Genomic DNA, 13,742 nt, shown 5'->3' with positions numbered 1-13,742 from the left:
CCCGGCGCATCATGACCGGGGCGTTTATTCTAGAGGTGACGACACAAAAACGTGTTCTGTTACATATCACTCGCCGTCTGGAACGACCACTCTTATAGGCAACCGGTTGTATTGCGTGGCTTCAGCGGTCCTGGCCTTGTGGGCCAAACTGTAGTAGTGTAAACATCCTCCACCGTTATCACCGGGGAGATTGATATAGATTTCCGTACCTTCGGATGGGTCTTCCTCATCATCGTTGATTATCCACGTAATCCTGCGCTCGGTGGTCGTTTCCGGATCGCCGTATCGCCGTTTCAGTTCGACCACGAGCGTGTCCGCCCTTGCCGTGGTCATCGTTCTGTCAAACCAGTAATGACCGGCAACCAACGCATCCGAAACCACGTCATACTCCACAGACACGGCGTATCTGTCGCCGTCTGGCAGAGCAAAGGCATCCGTAGTCCATCCCGACTCAATAAGCGACAGGCCTACTCCTTCATTTACCCGAAATATCACACCGGGATCGTTGGACGATATCTGTTCCTTCGAATCCCCCCAATTGTTCCACCTGAAATCATAATGTGTATGTATATCTTGTGTTACAGCCGAAGTAGAATCATGGCTGGCCACCGCCAGAGAACGTCCCGCCTGATGGTTTTCCGACACGGAAGCCACCGGTGAGTTTTCACCCGCGCACCCGTATGCCACTACAACCAATATCATGGTAAGAAATCGCATGTTAAATCCTTTCTACAAAATGAAGGATGGGTAGACGATCAGTGATCCGAAATCTTAGTTAAGTATCTTTCATTTACACCTCCAATCGGTTGGATCGAATACAAAAAAGGCCCGCGTTGATCTTGACCGCCGGGCCTTTTTAGATGTGTTCTTACCAAATAACCGAGGTTTCAGGCGACCAAGACTATAGGCCGTCCTTTATGCTTATCTCCATATCCTTGAACCGGGGTTCTACTTTGGGTAAGTGCATATTCAGATTCATGACCTGGTATGTGTCACTGTCTTCGAAACAACGAATTTCGATCACGGTTCAAGGCGCCGGCCCCTCGGGACCGCGCCGGTTCGCGCTCACCTTGCGCCTGGTCAAGGCACCAACCATGCCGGTACACTCGGGGTGCCTACCAGACGGCTCATCATCTGCCGCCGCGAGATGGCCACTCTCGCGCTGGCGCGCCGCTCCCAGGTCACCGAATCATCGATCTCCGAGGCCGCCCGCAGGCCCGACTCGAAGGCGCCCTGCATCCACCCCCGGTTTCCCGAGGCGTGCTCGCCGGCGAAGTGAATGGGGCCCTCGGGCGATGCCAATTCTGGGTTTTCCGAGAACGGTGGATTGTAACTGGCGAAGGCCGCCCCGATCCAGGGCTGATGCTCCCACGCGAAGTAAGTTCCGTGTTCGGCAACCTCGCGCGTGCCGGGGAACAGGCCTTCATAGCGGCCAATGAAGTCGGGCACGATAGCTCCGGGATCCATCGCCGCGATACCGCGCGCCATACCTCCGAACATGTAGGACATCAGAATACCCCGCGGTCCCTCCTGGTTCCAGGTGGGATGCCAGATCTCCTGGTAACCCGCCAGATACGACAACCCCCATCCGTTCAAGTCGTCTTCCTCCCAGATTCGTTGCGCATACTGGACGTAAACCCGGGTGACGTCCTGGTAGGAGAGGGCTTCGAAGGCCGCCAGCTTCGGTGCTGAGAGGGCCGGGACGAACTCGATCTTGTCGATGACGGGGAGGGGGACCGTGCAGATTAAGTGGCTGCCCTTCAATTCCTCCCCGCCGTTTCCGAAGGTGGCCACCACCCCGTTCTCATCCCGGACCACTTTCGTCACCGGCGAGCCGGTCTGCACACGGTCTCCAAGTTCATCGGCGAAGGCCATCGGCAAGGCATCGGTCCCGGCCGGAATCTTGAGCCACGTTTCCCGCCCACGGAGGAACTCGTCCGGTTTCAGCCGACGGCGGACCTCCTCCCTGGAAAGGATGAGGTACTCACCTTCCTGTGTGTAGAAGGGTGATGTCTCGATGCCGAAGTGGTCGATGTAACCGAGCGTCAGATCATGGCTGGGCGGGATACGCGCTGGACCGGTTTCGGCGATGAGCCCGTCGTCGAAGGGATCGCGAAGCGTCTGTGCGCGGCCCCCTATCGCGTTTGATGCTTCCAGCACCCGGACATCGTGCCCCGCCCTGACGAGTTCGTACGCTGCGACCAGCCCGGACAGACCGGCGCCCACCACGATCACGTCGACCCGATCTTCAGGTTGCTTTGGCTCGGGCTGCCAGTCGGGCTGCCACGGATCGGTCGGCCACGGATCGGACTGCGGCGGAATGGTCCGCGGCGACGTGGGAGGGTCACTGACGTTCGGACCCATGGCGTTGTCCGAGCAGGCGGTGCTCAGGACTATAGGAACCAGGACGCCGCCTCCCCGGGCGAGAAAGTTCCGGCGGCTGAGCATTGTCTTTTTCTTGTTGGCATTCATCGTTATTCGTCCTCATGCTGGCGTACATTCATGTATGGTGATCGACGGGCGTTGGACGGTAGAAGTTCCGCCTACGAGACACGGACCGGCCGGACTGTGCATAAGCACTTAGCCCAAAATACGGGCATCATCAACGCCTATGCGCATTGCTTGCTCAAATTGGGATTCTACCGTTTGCTTAATCTGCTGGAGTCAACTCGTCTCTATCTTCCTCGGGTCTTATGTCGACATGCACAACTGAACGTCTGTTTATGCCGAACGACCAATCAACTTCTTGGATATGCGTGAAGATTTGCGTTACATCGATACGATCTTCATGGGTTATGGTTTGCCCAGGTTCCACCGTCCCGGTCGTGTCGACCAGTGTGAGAACATTTATTTGCAGTACGGAAGATTCACTGCGAAAGACAATCGCAAACTCAATTTCAGCATCATCCAACGTGATGTTTGTGATATTCGTGAAAGTCAAACTCACGGTGGCGAACGTTAATTCTTCTTCATCCATCGCGTCATCCGTCTCGTAATCAATCACAAGATCAGACACCGAAAAAACAGGATCGAAGTACAATAAACCAGGGTCGCCCTGTTCACCCTGCGGTCCCTGTTCACCCGGTGATCCTTGCTCACCCTGCGGACCACGATCGCCCTGTGGTCCCTGTTCACCCTGTATTCCCTGTTCACCCGTTGATCCTTGCTCACCCTGCGGACCATGTTCGCCCTGTGGTCCCTGTTCACCCGTTGATCCTTGCTCACCCTGCGGACCACGATCGCCCTGTGGTCCTTGTAATCCTGTTGCTCCTGTCGGTCCCCGGTCTCCTGCTGGTCCCGGTGGCCCTACCGGTCCTTCGCACGACAACAACAGAACTGCACTCACGGCTGTTAAAATCAAGCGACACATTGGTTACGCCCTCCTTAAGGTTTGAATTCTGACACCGATCCATTACTCGAAATCTGCTACTCACCAGATTCGAATCTGGGGTAACTGGCGCATACCTGACAATATACCGATTTATGAGTGGCTTTTGTGTGTGAAATGACAAATATTAAATGTTATTTACGCGAAATTACGCACGTAAGTGTCCACTTGTCTCCATGGCCGTGCCTATGTGGCCATGCGATGTAGTGACAGCCAGGCGCGACCAGTGGGCCGCATGAATCAGAACCACTCGGTGAACAGAGGTGAATTGAAAGGACAAACGATGCATAGTATGGATGAACTCAGGCGGGAGAACGATGCGTTACGCAATAGCATCTCTACATTGAACTCGGCAAGCCTGCGTATCAGCGCAAGTTTGGACCTTGAAACCGTCTTGCAGGAAGTCGTGGAAAGCGCCCGTGCGCTGACCCGGGCCCGCTTCGGTGTCATCGTCACGATGGGCCAGGCGGGTCAGCCCATCGACTTTCTCACATCCGGCCTCACGGACGATCAGCGACGGAAACTAATGGACTGGTCGGATGGTAACAGATTATTCGAACACTTCCGTGACCTCCCAGGTGCGCTGAGACTGCCGGACGTGCAGGACTATGTGCGCTCGCTGGGTTTCTCCCCGGAATTGCTGCCGTTCAGGACTTTTCAGTGTATGCCGATGCGGTACGGCGACCTGCACGTCGGCAGCTTTTTTCTCACGGATAAGGAGAACGGAGAGCGCTTCACGGACGAGGACGAGGAGTGCCTCGTGTTGTTCGCGTCGCAGGCTGCTACAGCGATCGTCAATGCCCGCGCATTTCGTGCGGAGCAGCGCGCAAGGGCCGACCTGGAAGCCCTGGTAGAGACCTCACCGGTGGGTGTGGTGGTCTTTGACGCGGGGACCGGCCGGCCGAAATGGTTGAACCGGGAGGCGAGACGGATCGTTGAGGTCCTGCTCACGCCGGGTAGCCCGCCAGAGGCGTTGCTGGAACAGGTCACCTTGAAGCGCGCCGACGGGCGCGAGATTGCGCTGGACCAGTTACCTTTATCACAGGCGCTGATCCACGCCGAGAATGTACGGGCCGAGGAAATGGTGCTCTCCGTACCCGACGGACGTTCCGTCACGACCCTGGTCAACTGCACGCCCATACAGTCGGAGAAAGGCGAGGTCCTGACCGTAGTCGTCACGATGCAGGACCTTGCGCCGGTTCAGGAAATGGAACGGTTGCGGACCGCGTTCATCAGCATGGTAAGTCATGAACTGCGGGCACCCCTCACCTCGATCAAGGGCTCGGCAGCCACCCTGATGGAGGAATCACATGGACTCGATCCCGCGGAGACGCGCGAGTTTTCCCGCATCATCATGGAGCAAGCGGACCATATGCGCAGGTTGATCAGCGACCTGCTGGACGCCGGCCGCATTGACACGGGTACGCTGTCGGTGGCGCCCGAGGCAACTGATGTCTCATTCCTGGTCGATCGGGCGCGAAGCACATTCCAGAGCGGGGGCAGTACGCACACCTTCACAATCGATCTCCCACATAACCTGCCCAGGGTCATGGCCGATCGCTCGCGCATCGTACAGGTGCTCAACAACCTGCTCGTCAATGCGGCGCGGCATGCTCCGGGGTCCTCCAACATCCTCGTTTCCGCCGTGCACGATGGTCAACATGTGGAGGTTACGGTTCGCGATGAAGGCAGCGGCGTAGCGCCGGAGATGCTGCCTCACCTGTTTCAGAAGCATATCGGACCGGTCGACCGCGACCGTTCTTCCAATACGGCCGGCATGCGGCTGGGACTTGCCATCTGCAAGGGACTCGTCGAGGCCCACGGAGGACGTATCTGGGCGGAAAGCGCGGGCATAGGTCAGGGTACGAGCATTATGTTTATCATCCCGGTTGCGCAGGAGACCGCGACCGCCGGTCCCGGATCGGATCGGACGGAAGCACCGGACAAAGACGGAGTCATCGAGCCGACGCGCATCCTCGTGGTCGACGACGATCCGCAGATGCTGCGATACATCCGGGACGCCCTCACGGAATCCGGCTTCGACACGGTTGTAACCGGTGACCATACCGAGCTGTCGAGCATTATCAGGGCCGAAGAACCTGAACTGGTCCTGCTGGATCTGCTCTTGCCCGATGCAGACGGCATAGAGTTGATGGGAAGCGTGCCCGAACTCTCCGAATTACCGGTCATCTTCATCTCGGCCTATGGACGGGACGAAACCATCGCTAAGGCGCTGGAAACCGGAGCGGACGATTACCTGGTCAAACCCTTTTCGTCTACGGAACTGGTGGCAAGGATCCGGACGTCGTTGCGAAGGAGGGCCGATCCCGAACCGTTTATTCTGGGTGACCTGGCCATAAACTACGACCTGCGACGGGTAAGCGTAGCGGACGTTCAGGTCGAACTTACCGCCAAGGAGTATGAGTTGCTGCGCGTGCTCTCCCTGAATGCCGGGCGGGTGTCGACCTTTGACGCCCTGATCCACCAGGTATGGGGCGAGTACGGCTACGCCAACCACAAACTGGTGCGCAGCCTGATCAAATCGCTCCGGCGCAAGATCGGCGACGACGCTCGCGCTCCGGACTACATCCTCAACGTACGCGGGGTCGGGTACCGCATGGCTCGGCCCGACGACCACAAGGCGGTGTCTCAAGTACCGGAGGTTCTTTCAAATTAGGTCGCCGTGCTTGGTTGTTCTCCCATCGGCATGCGCCGCTATCTGTAGATCCTCCAGACACTCACACCCGCCCCTGCCTCAAAGCCCTGAATTCCCCTCTATACGTCCAAGCCTTGCGTTCATGTCGTGAATGTCCGCCCTGATATCAGCGTGTTCTTCCCGCATCTCCTCACTGACCGCTTTGAATTCCTCCTGCGTTTCGCTCCTGAACGAGCGTATTTCAGCTCTGACCGACTTGAATTCCTCCTGCATTTCAGCCCTGACCGCCTTGAACTCCTCCTGCATTTCCGCCCTGACCGCCTTGAACTCCTCCTGCATTTCAGCTCTGAACGACCGCATTTCCTCCCTGGACGACCTGAATTCCTCCCGCATTTCGATGCGCAGTTCACTGGTGGATTGCCCCATCAATGAAATGACGGCGATGACAAGAATACCGACGGCAGCCAGCGCCTGGACAAATACGATCAGTTTCTGGTACATTTCGTTCCCCGCTTTCGTTTCCTGTTCATGACTGATTACTGTTGAAGACTTTGGACCGCATCCGGCTCATCGCATTCTGTCCATTGCAGCCCATTCAACCTCTCATATTCGTAACTGTCGGAGCCCATTCCGTAATCCTTGGACTTTTTTGTGTTCAGTCGAGGCTTCACTAGTCGTGGTTCCGCACGGGTTACCGCGCGCAGCAACCTTTTATCGGTCGATAGCGTCGTTAATTGGGATTTGCCTGAACCGCTGCATCCGGTGTTTATTGGCTAAGGTCACTTTATGCACCCCAGGCACCCCAGGCAATCAATGACGCCTGGCCACTCCGAACCCGAAAGGCACCCCCCATGACCCCCAAGCGCGTCGCCATCGTCGCGGGCGGCCGTACGCCCTTCATCAAGTCCGGCAAGACCTTTGCCGAAATCGATTCCCTGGCCATGGCCGTCCACGCCACGGGCGGCATGCTGGAACGGAGCGGGATCGACCCGGAGCTCATCGAATCCGTCGTCTTCGGGACGATGACGCCCGACCCGCTGAAGCCCAACCTGGCCCGGGAGCTCGTCTTCGAGGCGGGACTGCCGATCAACGCCGAGGCCCATACCGTGGCCTCCTACTGCATCACCGGGCTTCGGGCGGTCACGGTCGTCGCCGACGCCATCGCCGGCGGCCGCATCGACGTGGGCCTGGCCGGCGGGGTCGATTCGCTGACGCGCGCCTCCATGGACCTCTTCCGCGAGCCGTCCACGGGCCTGACCATGGGCGAGCACATGGAGCTGACCTGCAAGGAATGGGACATCCCGCGCGAGCGGCAGGACGAGGTGGCCCTGGCCAGCCACCGCAACGCCGTGGCCGCGCGCGAGAAGCTCGCCGGGGAAATTCACCCGCTGCTGGGCGAGGAAGCCGATTCCGGGCCGCGAGCCGACACGTCACTCGAGGCCCTGGCCGCGCTGAAGCCCGTCTTCGACCCGGAGCACGGCACGCTCACGGCGGGCAACTCGTCGCCCGTGACGGACGGGGCCGCGGCGGTGCTGCTGATGAGCGAGGAGAAAGCCGCCGAATGCGGCCGGCAGCCGCTGGCGTACATCGGGGGCATGGCCTACGCGGCCCACGACCCGTCGGAGGGGCTGCTGATGGCGCCGGCCATCTCGGTGCCCCGGCTCCTGGCCAGCCGGAACCTTTCCATGGCCGACATGGACCTAGTTGAGATCCACGAGGCCTTCGCAGCCCAGGCCCTGGTCAGCGCGGCCGCGTGGGAACGGGGCTGGAAGGGCGCGCCGACGGGCGAAGTCGACTGGACCCGCGTGAACGTCAACGGCAGCTCGATCGCCGTGGGCCATCCCTGGGCGGCCACCGGCACGCGCATCCTCACGACCCTGGCCAACGAGATGCAGCGGCGCGACGCCCGCTACGGCCTGGTCAGCATCTGCGCCGCGGGCGCCATGGCCGGCGCGTTCCTGCTGGAGCGGTAGGGGTCCAGCCGGTCGAGCCTGAAATCCCTGAGTCGATTCCCATTACCGCTTCCACTGCTCGAACCGCTGCCTTCTCCAGCGGGTTCGCCTGTTAACTCGCGTTTGGGCAAAGTCATTGGAACACCTCTCTACTCAAGCAACGACTTGATCAGCGGAACGACGACGCACGCCAGCACGAACCCGAGTGTCCACTTGATCAGTTTGATGTCGCTCTGCATGGAGGACAGTCTCCGTTCGAAGTCCGCGATTTCTTCGGCGGCTTCGCTGGCGGCGGCTTCAGGCGCACCCGCGGCTACGAGTGCGACATAAGTTTTGGAAAGCATGACAGGCATGGTATGATCCATCCTATTCCATATTATGAGTCATCTTTCTATGCGCAGGTACACTCAACGCGTCCTGCCCGGCCCTTAATAGAAATGGTCGGAAGCCGGGAAGAGTTTCTCGTATGGATGTTGTTTTTTGTGGGACTAGCAATCGATAGTAAACGACGAACAGGTAAAGTGTCTGTTTCGATTGGCAAATCTCCGGGATAGTCGCAGCCAATAATCGTTGACAATTCGCCAACACTTACGTTAATAGACGCATTCGAATCTCATGAGGATTTCGAAAACAAACACAATCTGCATTGAGGAATAAAGTGAATGGCTAGTGACGTTTTTATTTACTGGGACAATTCCAACATCTTTCACAGTGCGCAGGAAGTCGCATCGGAACGTAATGGTGAGTCTGATTCGTACTACCGATTACGGATAGATTTCAGAAACCTGTACAAACTGGCGTCTGCAGATAGGCCAGTAAAGAAGGCAATAGCCGCTGGGTCCATACCACCAGCCATGACAGCCTTGTGGAACGTGTTAGAAGGCCAGGGAATAAAAGTTGATTTGTTCCAACGCGGAGGAGACAACCCTTCCGAGCAGGAAGTTCCCGATGAACGCCTTCAACTTGCCATGTTACGTGATGTATTGGACAACAGGGATAACCCCGGTACGATCGTTTTACTGACAGGCGATGGCCGTGGTTACGATGAGGGGCGGGGGTTTTTCCGTACTATCGAAGACATAGACTCGTTGGATATGGGATGGGATATTGAATTGTTATCCTGGGAACATACATGTCACCAACGAATGAAGGATTGGGTAGAAGAACACGGAACTTTTATTTCATTGGACGATTACTACGAATCCGTAACTTTCCTTGAACGCAACGATGATGATCCCTACAATTTAAAGTTGCGTGACAGGGCATCAAAACTTGACTTGACTGCCCGTCCATTGCGATAACCTATCCCACGATTACAAACACATATCCTCTATAAATCTGCCCGGTTCAGAACCACCCACCTCAGCACCCGCCCGGCTTAGAAGAAGTTGTTCTGCCCGTCATCCCCGTCACCGCTCCGCCGCTGCTGCTCGAACTTCACGTCCGGATGGGCAATGAGGTTGATCCGGAAGTAGAACCCCTTGTTGATGCCGTTGGGCACCCAACGGAAGGTAAACTCCCAGCAGTGCAGGGGCCGGTAGAGGTCCACGCTGTGGGCGACGATCTTCTTGCGGCGGTAGTCGTAGTTGATGGAGTGCTGCACGCGCCACTTGTCGGTGACGCGGTTGTTCAGCCTGAGCAGGTCCGTGACGTCGTTGATGGCGAACCGGTTCGTGGCCCGGATCTCGTGGGAGCTTGTGGTGAATCCCTTTTCGTCATCGGGATTGGAGCGCCGGATCGAGTAGCGGTGGGAGAGCCGGACCGTCCAGGGGCCCTTGACCTGGGCGAACCGCTGGTTGAACCGGTCGTCGCCGTATCCGCCGTACCCGCCGTAGCTGTCTCCGAACCCGCTGCCCGACCCGAACCCGCCTCCTCCGAAGCTGCTGCCCCCGAAGCTGCTGCCCCCGAAGCTGCTCCCTCCGAACCCACCGCCGGAAAAACCGCTGTCATACCCCCCGTACGCGCCGCCGAACTGGTTTTCCCCGAATTCGTCGCCGAACTGGTCCCTGCGCGGCCCCACGAGGTTGAGGGACGCGCTGAGCGTCAGGCGGTCCAGCCAGGGCCGCCTGAATTCGTCGGTTTCGGGATCGTAGAAATCGTGGTTCAGCGACAGGTTCACGTTAAACCGGCGGCTCGGGATGCGTACGGTGGTCCTCAGGTCCGCGAACTTCCGGTCCTCGGCCTGGAAGTTGTAGGAGGTCGACGACTTGACGTACACCAGGTTGTACTTCTTCTCGCGGCCCTCGTGTTCGGTCCGGGCCTGCAGGATGTTGTTCACGGAGAAACGTATCGTCTTCCGGACGCGCGTGCCTCCCGTCCCCCCGGTCTGGGAGAAGTTGACGTCGGGCGTGACCACGTGCCGAATGGCGTTCAGGCGGCCGATTTTCGGCTGGAAGAGCCCGTAGAGCGTCGTGTTGACCGACATGCCCACCGTGTGGTCTTCCTTCTGTTCCCAACCGCCCTCGGAATCCGGACCGGTGTCCTGCTCCCAGGTCCTGGTGTACCGGGCCTGCGGCCGGATCTTCAGCCAGCCCCTGATCTTCTGCGGCGCGCTCAGGGTAAAGGCGTTGGAGAAGGTCCGGATCGTGTCGTGCCGGTAGAGGGATCGGGTACCCGGACCGGTGTAGGTCGTGTCCGGTCCGGTCCGCACGTTCTTCCTGCGGTTCCGCAGCGTGTTGTTGAACCCGAACATGATGGTATGGAACCAGCGATCCTCGATCTCCGTGCGGGGCCGGCTGAAGTCGGGCATGCTGCCCCGCCGCGTCTGCCTGCGGGGCGGCTTGAAGATCGCCTTCGTCCCGAAGCGGAACCGGAGCGTGGTGGTGGGCCGGCTCGGCCGGCCGGTCGTGCTGGACGTCGACGTGCTCAGATTGAGGCTGTTCCGTCCGAACTTCTTGTCGACCGCGAAGGTGGAGCGCGTCGTGGACCGCAGGAGTCCGGGGTCCGTCCCCCGCGTCGTCGAATGCAGGTACCGCAGCGACTTGGCGAAGTTGCCCTGCCCGCGGATCGTCAGCCCGGGGAGCACTTCCTGCCGGTGCCGGGCGGCCACGTCCCAGCCGGTCGTCTCCCCGTCGAAACCTCTCCGCCACGAGCCCTGCACCGAGCCCCGGATCCGGCGGTCCTGCCGGTACTGGAACCGCTGTCTCAGCAGGAACCCCGTCTTGGCCTCGATGTCCGCGGTGGCCTTCAGGTCGAAGAACTCGTTCGGCGCCCAGTAGTAGCCCAGGTTGCGCAGGTACCGGCCCTCCTCCACGCCGCTGCCGTAGTTCGGCACCGTGAACCCGGACTGCCGGCCCTGCTTCACCGAGAAGACGTAGACGGGCAGATAGACCACCGGGATTCCCATGATGTAGCCCGTCACGTTCCGGACCACCGCCTTGTCGCCGGGGACGACCTTCCCCTCGCCGATCCTGAGGTAGTAGTGCAGGTGGTTCGGATTGTCGCAGGTGGTGTAGGAGCCATCGTGCAGCTCGAAGGACCGGTCGGGGTTGAGCGTAATGAGGTCGCCGTCGAAGAATCCCTGCTCGTACTGGGTGCGGCCCTTCCAGATCTGCCCTTCGCCGGTATTCATGTCGTACTGCATGCGGTCCCCGACCACGACGTTCATTTCGTCCTGCAGCCGGGGATAGGTATTGGTTTCGGGATCGATGTCCGGCGCGGGGGGCAGGAAGTCCGCGGTCAGCAGATGGGTGGAGGTGTTGAATCTCAAGCGCCCGGCCGTCAGCTCCACTTCGCCGTACGTCAGCTCGGCGCTCCCGATAAGCGCCATCGTGGTGTCGGCGAATATGAACTCGATGCGGTTCGCGTTGTAATCCAGCGCCGGCAGGCCGGTCGTATCGGCCTCGGCGCGCGCCCCGCTCCCCCGGCCGCCGGAAGGGAACTGCGCGAGGGCCGTATCGGGGAGGCAGAGGAGCAGCAGGCTGAGCAGCAGGCAGCGTGCAAGACACGGCGCCACACCGGGCGCCAGTCGCGGCGGCAGACCCGGCGGCGGGCAGCGCGTCAAACCGGGCATCAACGAGCCCTGCAGAAACCCCGCTGCACCCGTCAACCCGCCATTAACTTGACTTTTATGACAATTTATGTAAATAATATACCCCACGTTATAGCGGAATTGTATTGACCCGGTCGCGCGTGCGATCTATATACTTGGTGCCGACTTGGTGCCTACCGGTTCCTGTACTTCGGTCCGTAATCTAAGGATAAAGGGTATCCGGCGAAAGCGTTTCGTCTCAGAAGGAATCACTGCTTCAGGGCAAAGTCGACGACAGTAGCCATGTTAAAATGAGAAGGAACGGGGCAGACCAGCAGGTCACAAAATGCATCCCGGTTGAAGTACAGGTAAGTGGTGAAAACGGCGTAAAGCCCGGTAGAATAAGAAATTTTGAAGAAAATGTGTTGACAGTCTGTAAGGCCGGCACTATACTTGCAATTAGTATGAATATTCGGTAAAGATATCCAAAGTAAGAAACTTGAGATTCTGTCTGTAAAGGATGGCGATCTATCAGTCTCCGTCCAGGTCGGCTTCGAAACAGGTTCTTTGAAAACTTATACGGTCAGTTGAGGTTATGGTTGCAACAGGAACGTAAAGAATTGTGTTGCAACGCAGTAAAAAGATTCATTTTTTCCTTGCATTATCGAAGTGAATCATATTATATGGGTTCAAAACCCGTACTTTCGTGAGGAGATATGGCAAGAATCGTATTTCTCTTGATTGCCACGCTTGCATGTGGCGATGCATACGCCCAGTTGGATCTGAACCTGGGCGTGTCCGGCAGCCGGTCCTATCATTGTCTGGCGGATTTCACCGATTCGGGCATAGGGTACGGCGTTCGGGTCGAAATGGCGGGAGATTTGAACGACCGGTTTCAGTTCATCGGAAACTTGTCGTATGACCGGCACAACAGTGAGTACTCGTCCCTCCCGGTCATGGCCGGGTTGAGGGTGTCCACCACATCGGATGACGACATGTTCTGTTACGTCCAGGCCACGGCGGGAAGTGCGTACCGGGTCATGGGCGAAGGAGACAATGAGACAGCCTGGGTGGCGAACGCCGGTATCGGCACGGTATGGAACAGGCTGGGCGCGATTGTGGAGTACAACGTTTCACGCGACAAGTGGAGTTGGGCATCTTTTCATACATTCATTCGGTTACCACTTGGATTTTAGTGTCCATGCCACGATGAGGGCATATGGGAAAGGAGCGCATATAGATTGATTACTTATGTACAAGAGCAGATAGTAAAATGCAGTTCTCATCTACGGGAGATACAGATGCATTACTTCATAGTAGTACTGATTGCGTTCGCTCTCAGTATTTATGGATGCGAAGGTAAGACCGGTCCGGCAGGTCCGACTGGCGCGACGGGCGTCTCTGGCCCGACAGGCCAGGCAGGCCCGCAGGGTTCGACTGGCCCTCAGGGTCCGCAAGGCCCTCAGGGTGAAAAGGGCGATACCGGTGCGCAAGGCCCTCAGGGTGAAAAGGGCGACACGGGTGAAACTGGCCCGACAGGTCCCCAGGGTGAGCAAGGCCCGCAGGGTGAGAAGGGTGATACCGGTGAAACTGGCCCGATGGGTCCGGCAGGTGCTGATGGCGCCCAGGGTCCGCAGGGCGAAACTGGCCCGATGGGTCCGCAGGGTGAGCAGGGTATCCAAGGCGAGCAGGGTGAGCAGGGTATCCAAGGCGAGCAGGGCGAGCAGGGTATCCAAGGCGAGCAGGGCGAGCAGGGTATCCAAGGCGAGCAGGGCG

11 protein-coding genes are annotated in these 13,742 nt (G+C 58.5%); 5 read left to right on the top strand and 6 right to left on the bottom strand.

Going from position 1 to position 13,742, the window contains the following annotated elements; all coding sequences use genetic code 11:
• Window positions 1–66: 66 nt before the first annotated feature.
• The 3 genes from F4Y38_01090 to F4Y38_01080 all read right to left on the bottom strand — a co-directional run bounded on the left by F4Y38_01090 (window position 67) and on the right by F4Y38_01080 (window position 3,370).
• Window positions 67–717, bottom strand: a complete 651-nt coding sequence (locus tag F4Y38_01090; protein MXY47871.1) for a hypothetical protein — start codon at window positions 715–717, stop codon at window positions 67–69.
• A gap of 363 nt (window positions 718–1,080) precedes the next feature.
• Window positions 1,081–2,472 carry an FAD-dependent oxidoreductase gene (locus F4Y38_01085; GenBank protein ID MXY47870.1) on the bottom strand — a complete coding sequence of 464 codons (1,392 nt, stop codon included), beginning with the start codon at window positions 2,470–2,472 and terminating at the stop codon, window positions 1,081–1,083.
• A 178-nt stretch (window positions 2,473–2,650) separates the two neighbouring features.
• Window positions 2,651–3,370: a collagen-like protein gene (locus F4Y38_01080; GenBank protein MXY47869.1), complete on the bottom strand. Its 720-nt coding sequence runs from the start codon at window positions 3,368–3,370 to the stop codon at window positions 2,651–2,653.
• A gap of 214 nt (window positions 3,371–3,584) precedes the next feature.
• On the opposite strand from F4Y38_01080, the gene F4Y38_01075 reads away from it, so the two are divergent.
• On the top strand, window positions 3,585–6,065 hold the full coding sequence (locus F4Y38_01075; protein MXY47868.1) for a response regulator: 2,481 nt from the start codon (window positions 3,585–3,587) through the stop codon (window positions 6,063–6,065).
• Between the two features lie 78 nt (window positions 6,066–6,143).
• On the opposite strand, the gene F4Y38_01070 is transcribed toward F4Y38_01075, so the two are convergent.
• Entirely contained in the window at window positions 6,144–6,545 is a 402-nt protein-coding gene (locus tag F4Y38_01070; protein MXY47867.1) for an OmpH family outer membrane protein, read from the bottom strand.
• Between the two features lie 350 nt (window positions 6,546–6,895).
• On the opposite strand from F4Y38_01070, the gene F4Y38_01065 reads away from it, so the two are divergent.
• Complete coding sequence (locus F4Y38_01065) at window positions 6,896–8,017, top strand: thiolase family protein (GenBank protein ID MXY47866.1); 1,122 nt, start codon at window positions 6,896–6,898, stop codon at window positions 8,015–8,017.
• A gap of 128 nt (window positions 8,018–8,145) precedes the next feature.
• On the opposite strand, the gene F4Y38_01060 is transcribed toward F4Y38_01065, so the two are convergent.
• Window positions 8,146–8,340 (bottom strand): integrase, encoded by a 195-nt coding sequence (locus F4Y38_01060; GenBank protein ID MXY47865.1) that lies wholly within the window; start codon window positions 8,338–8,340, stop codon window positions 8,146–8,148.
• Between the two features lie 318 nt (window positions 8,341–8,658).
• Here F4Y38_01060 and F4Y38_01055 point away from each other — a divergent pair, with 318 nt between their 5' ends.
• The gene (locus F4Y38_01055; GenBank protein ID MXY47864.1) at window positions 8,659–9,297 is read left to right on the top strand and encodes an NYN domain-containing protein; all 639 of its coding nucleotides are present in this window, start codon (window positions 8,659–8,661) and stop codon (window positions 9,295–9,297) included.
• Between the two features lie 77 nt (window positions 9,298–9,374).
• On the opposite strand, the gene F4Y38_01050 is transcribed toward F4Y38_01055, so the two are convergent.
• The gene (locus F4Y38_01050; protein MXY47863.1) at window positions 9,375–12,008 is read right to left on the bottom strand and encodes an LPS-assembly protein LptD; all 2,634 of its coding nucleotides are present in this window, start codon (window positions 12,006–12,008) and stop codon (window positions 9,375–9,377) included.
• 674 nt (window positions 12,009–12,682) lie between these two features.
• On the opposite strand from F4Y38_01050, the gene F4Y38_01045 reads away from it, so the two are divergent.
• Together F4Y38_01045 and F4Y38_01040 are read left to right on the top strand one after the other, a co-directional pair.
• The gene (locus tag F4Y38_01045) at window positions 12,683–13,162 is read left to right on the top strand and encodes a hypothetical protein (GenBank protein MXY47862.1); all 480 of its coding nucleotides are present in this window, start codon (window positions 12,683–12,685) and stop codon (window positions 13,160–13,162) included.
• Window positions 13,163–13,267: 105 nt separating this feature from the next.
• Window positions 13,268–13,742: collagen-like protein (locus tag F4Y38_01040; GenBank protein ID MXY47861.1), on the top strand; the 475-nt coding region annotated here is incomplete at its 3' end.

The organism is Gemmatimonadota bacterium, assembly GCA_009838645.1.
Taxonomy (GTDB): Bacteria; JAAXHH01; JAAXHH01; order JAAXHH01; family JAAXHH01; genus JAAXHH01.
Note: the sequence above shows the minus strand (reverse complement) of the source record. Positions and strands in the feature narration are given on the sequence as shown.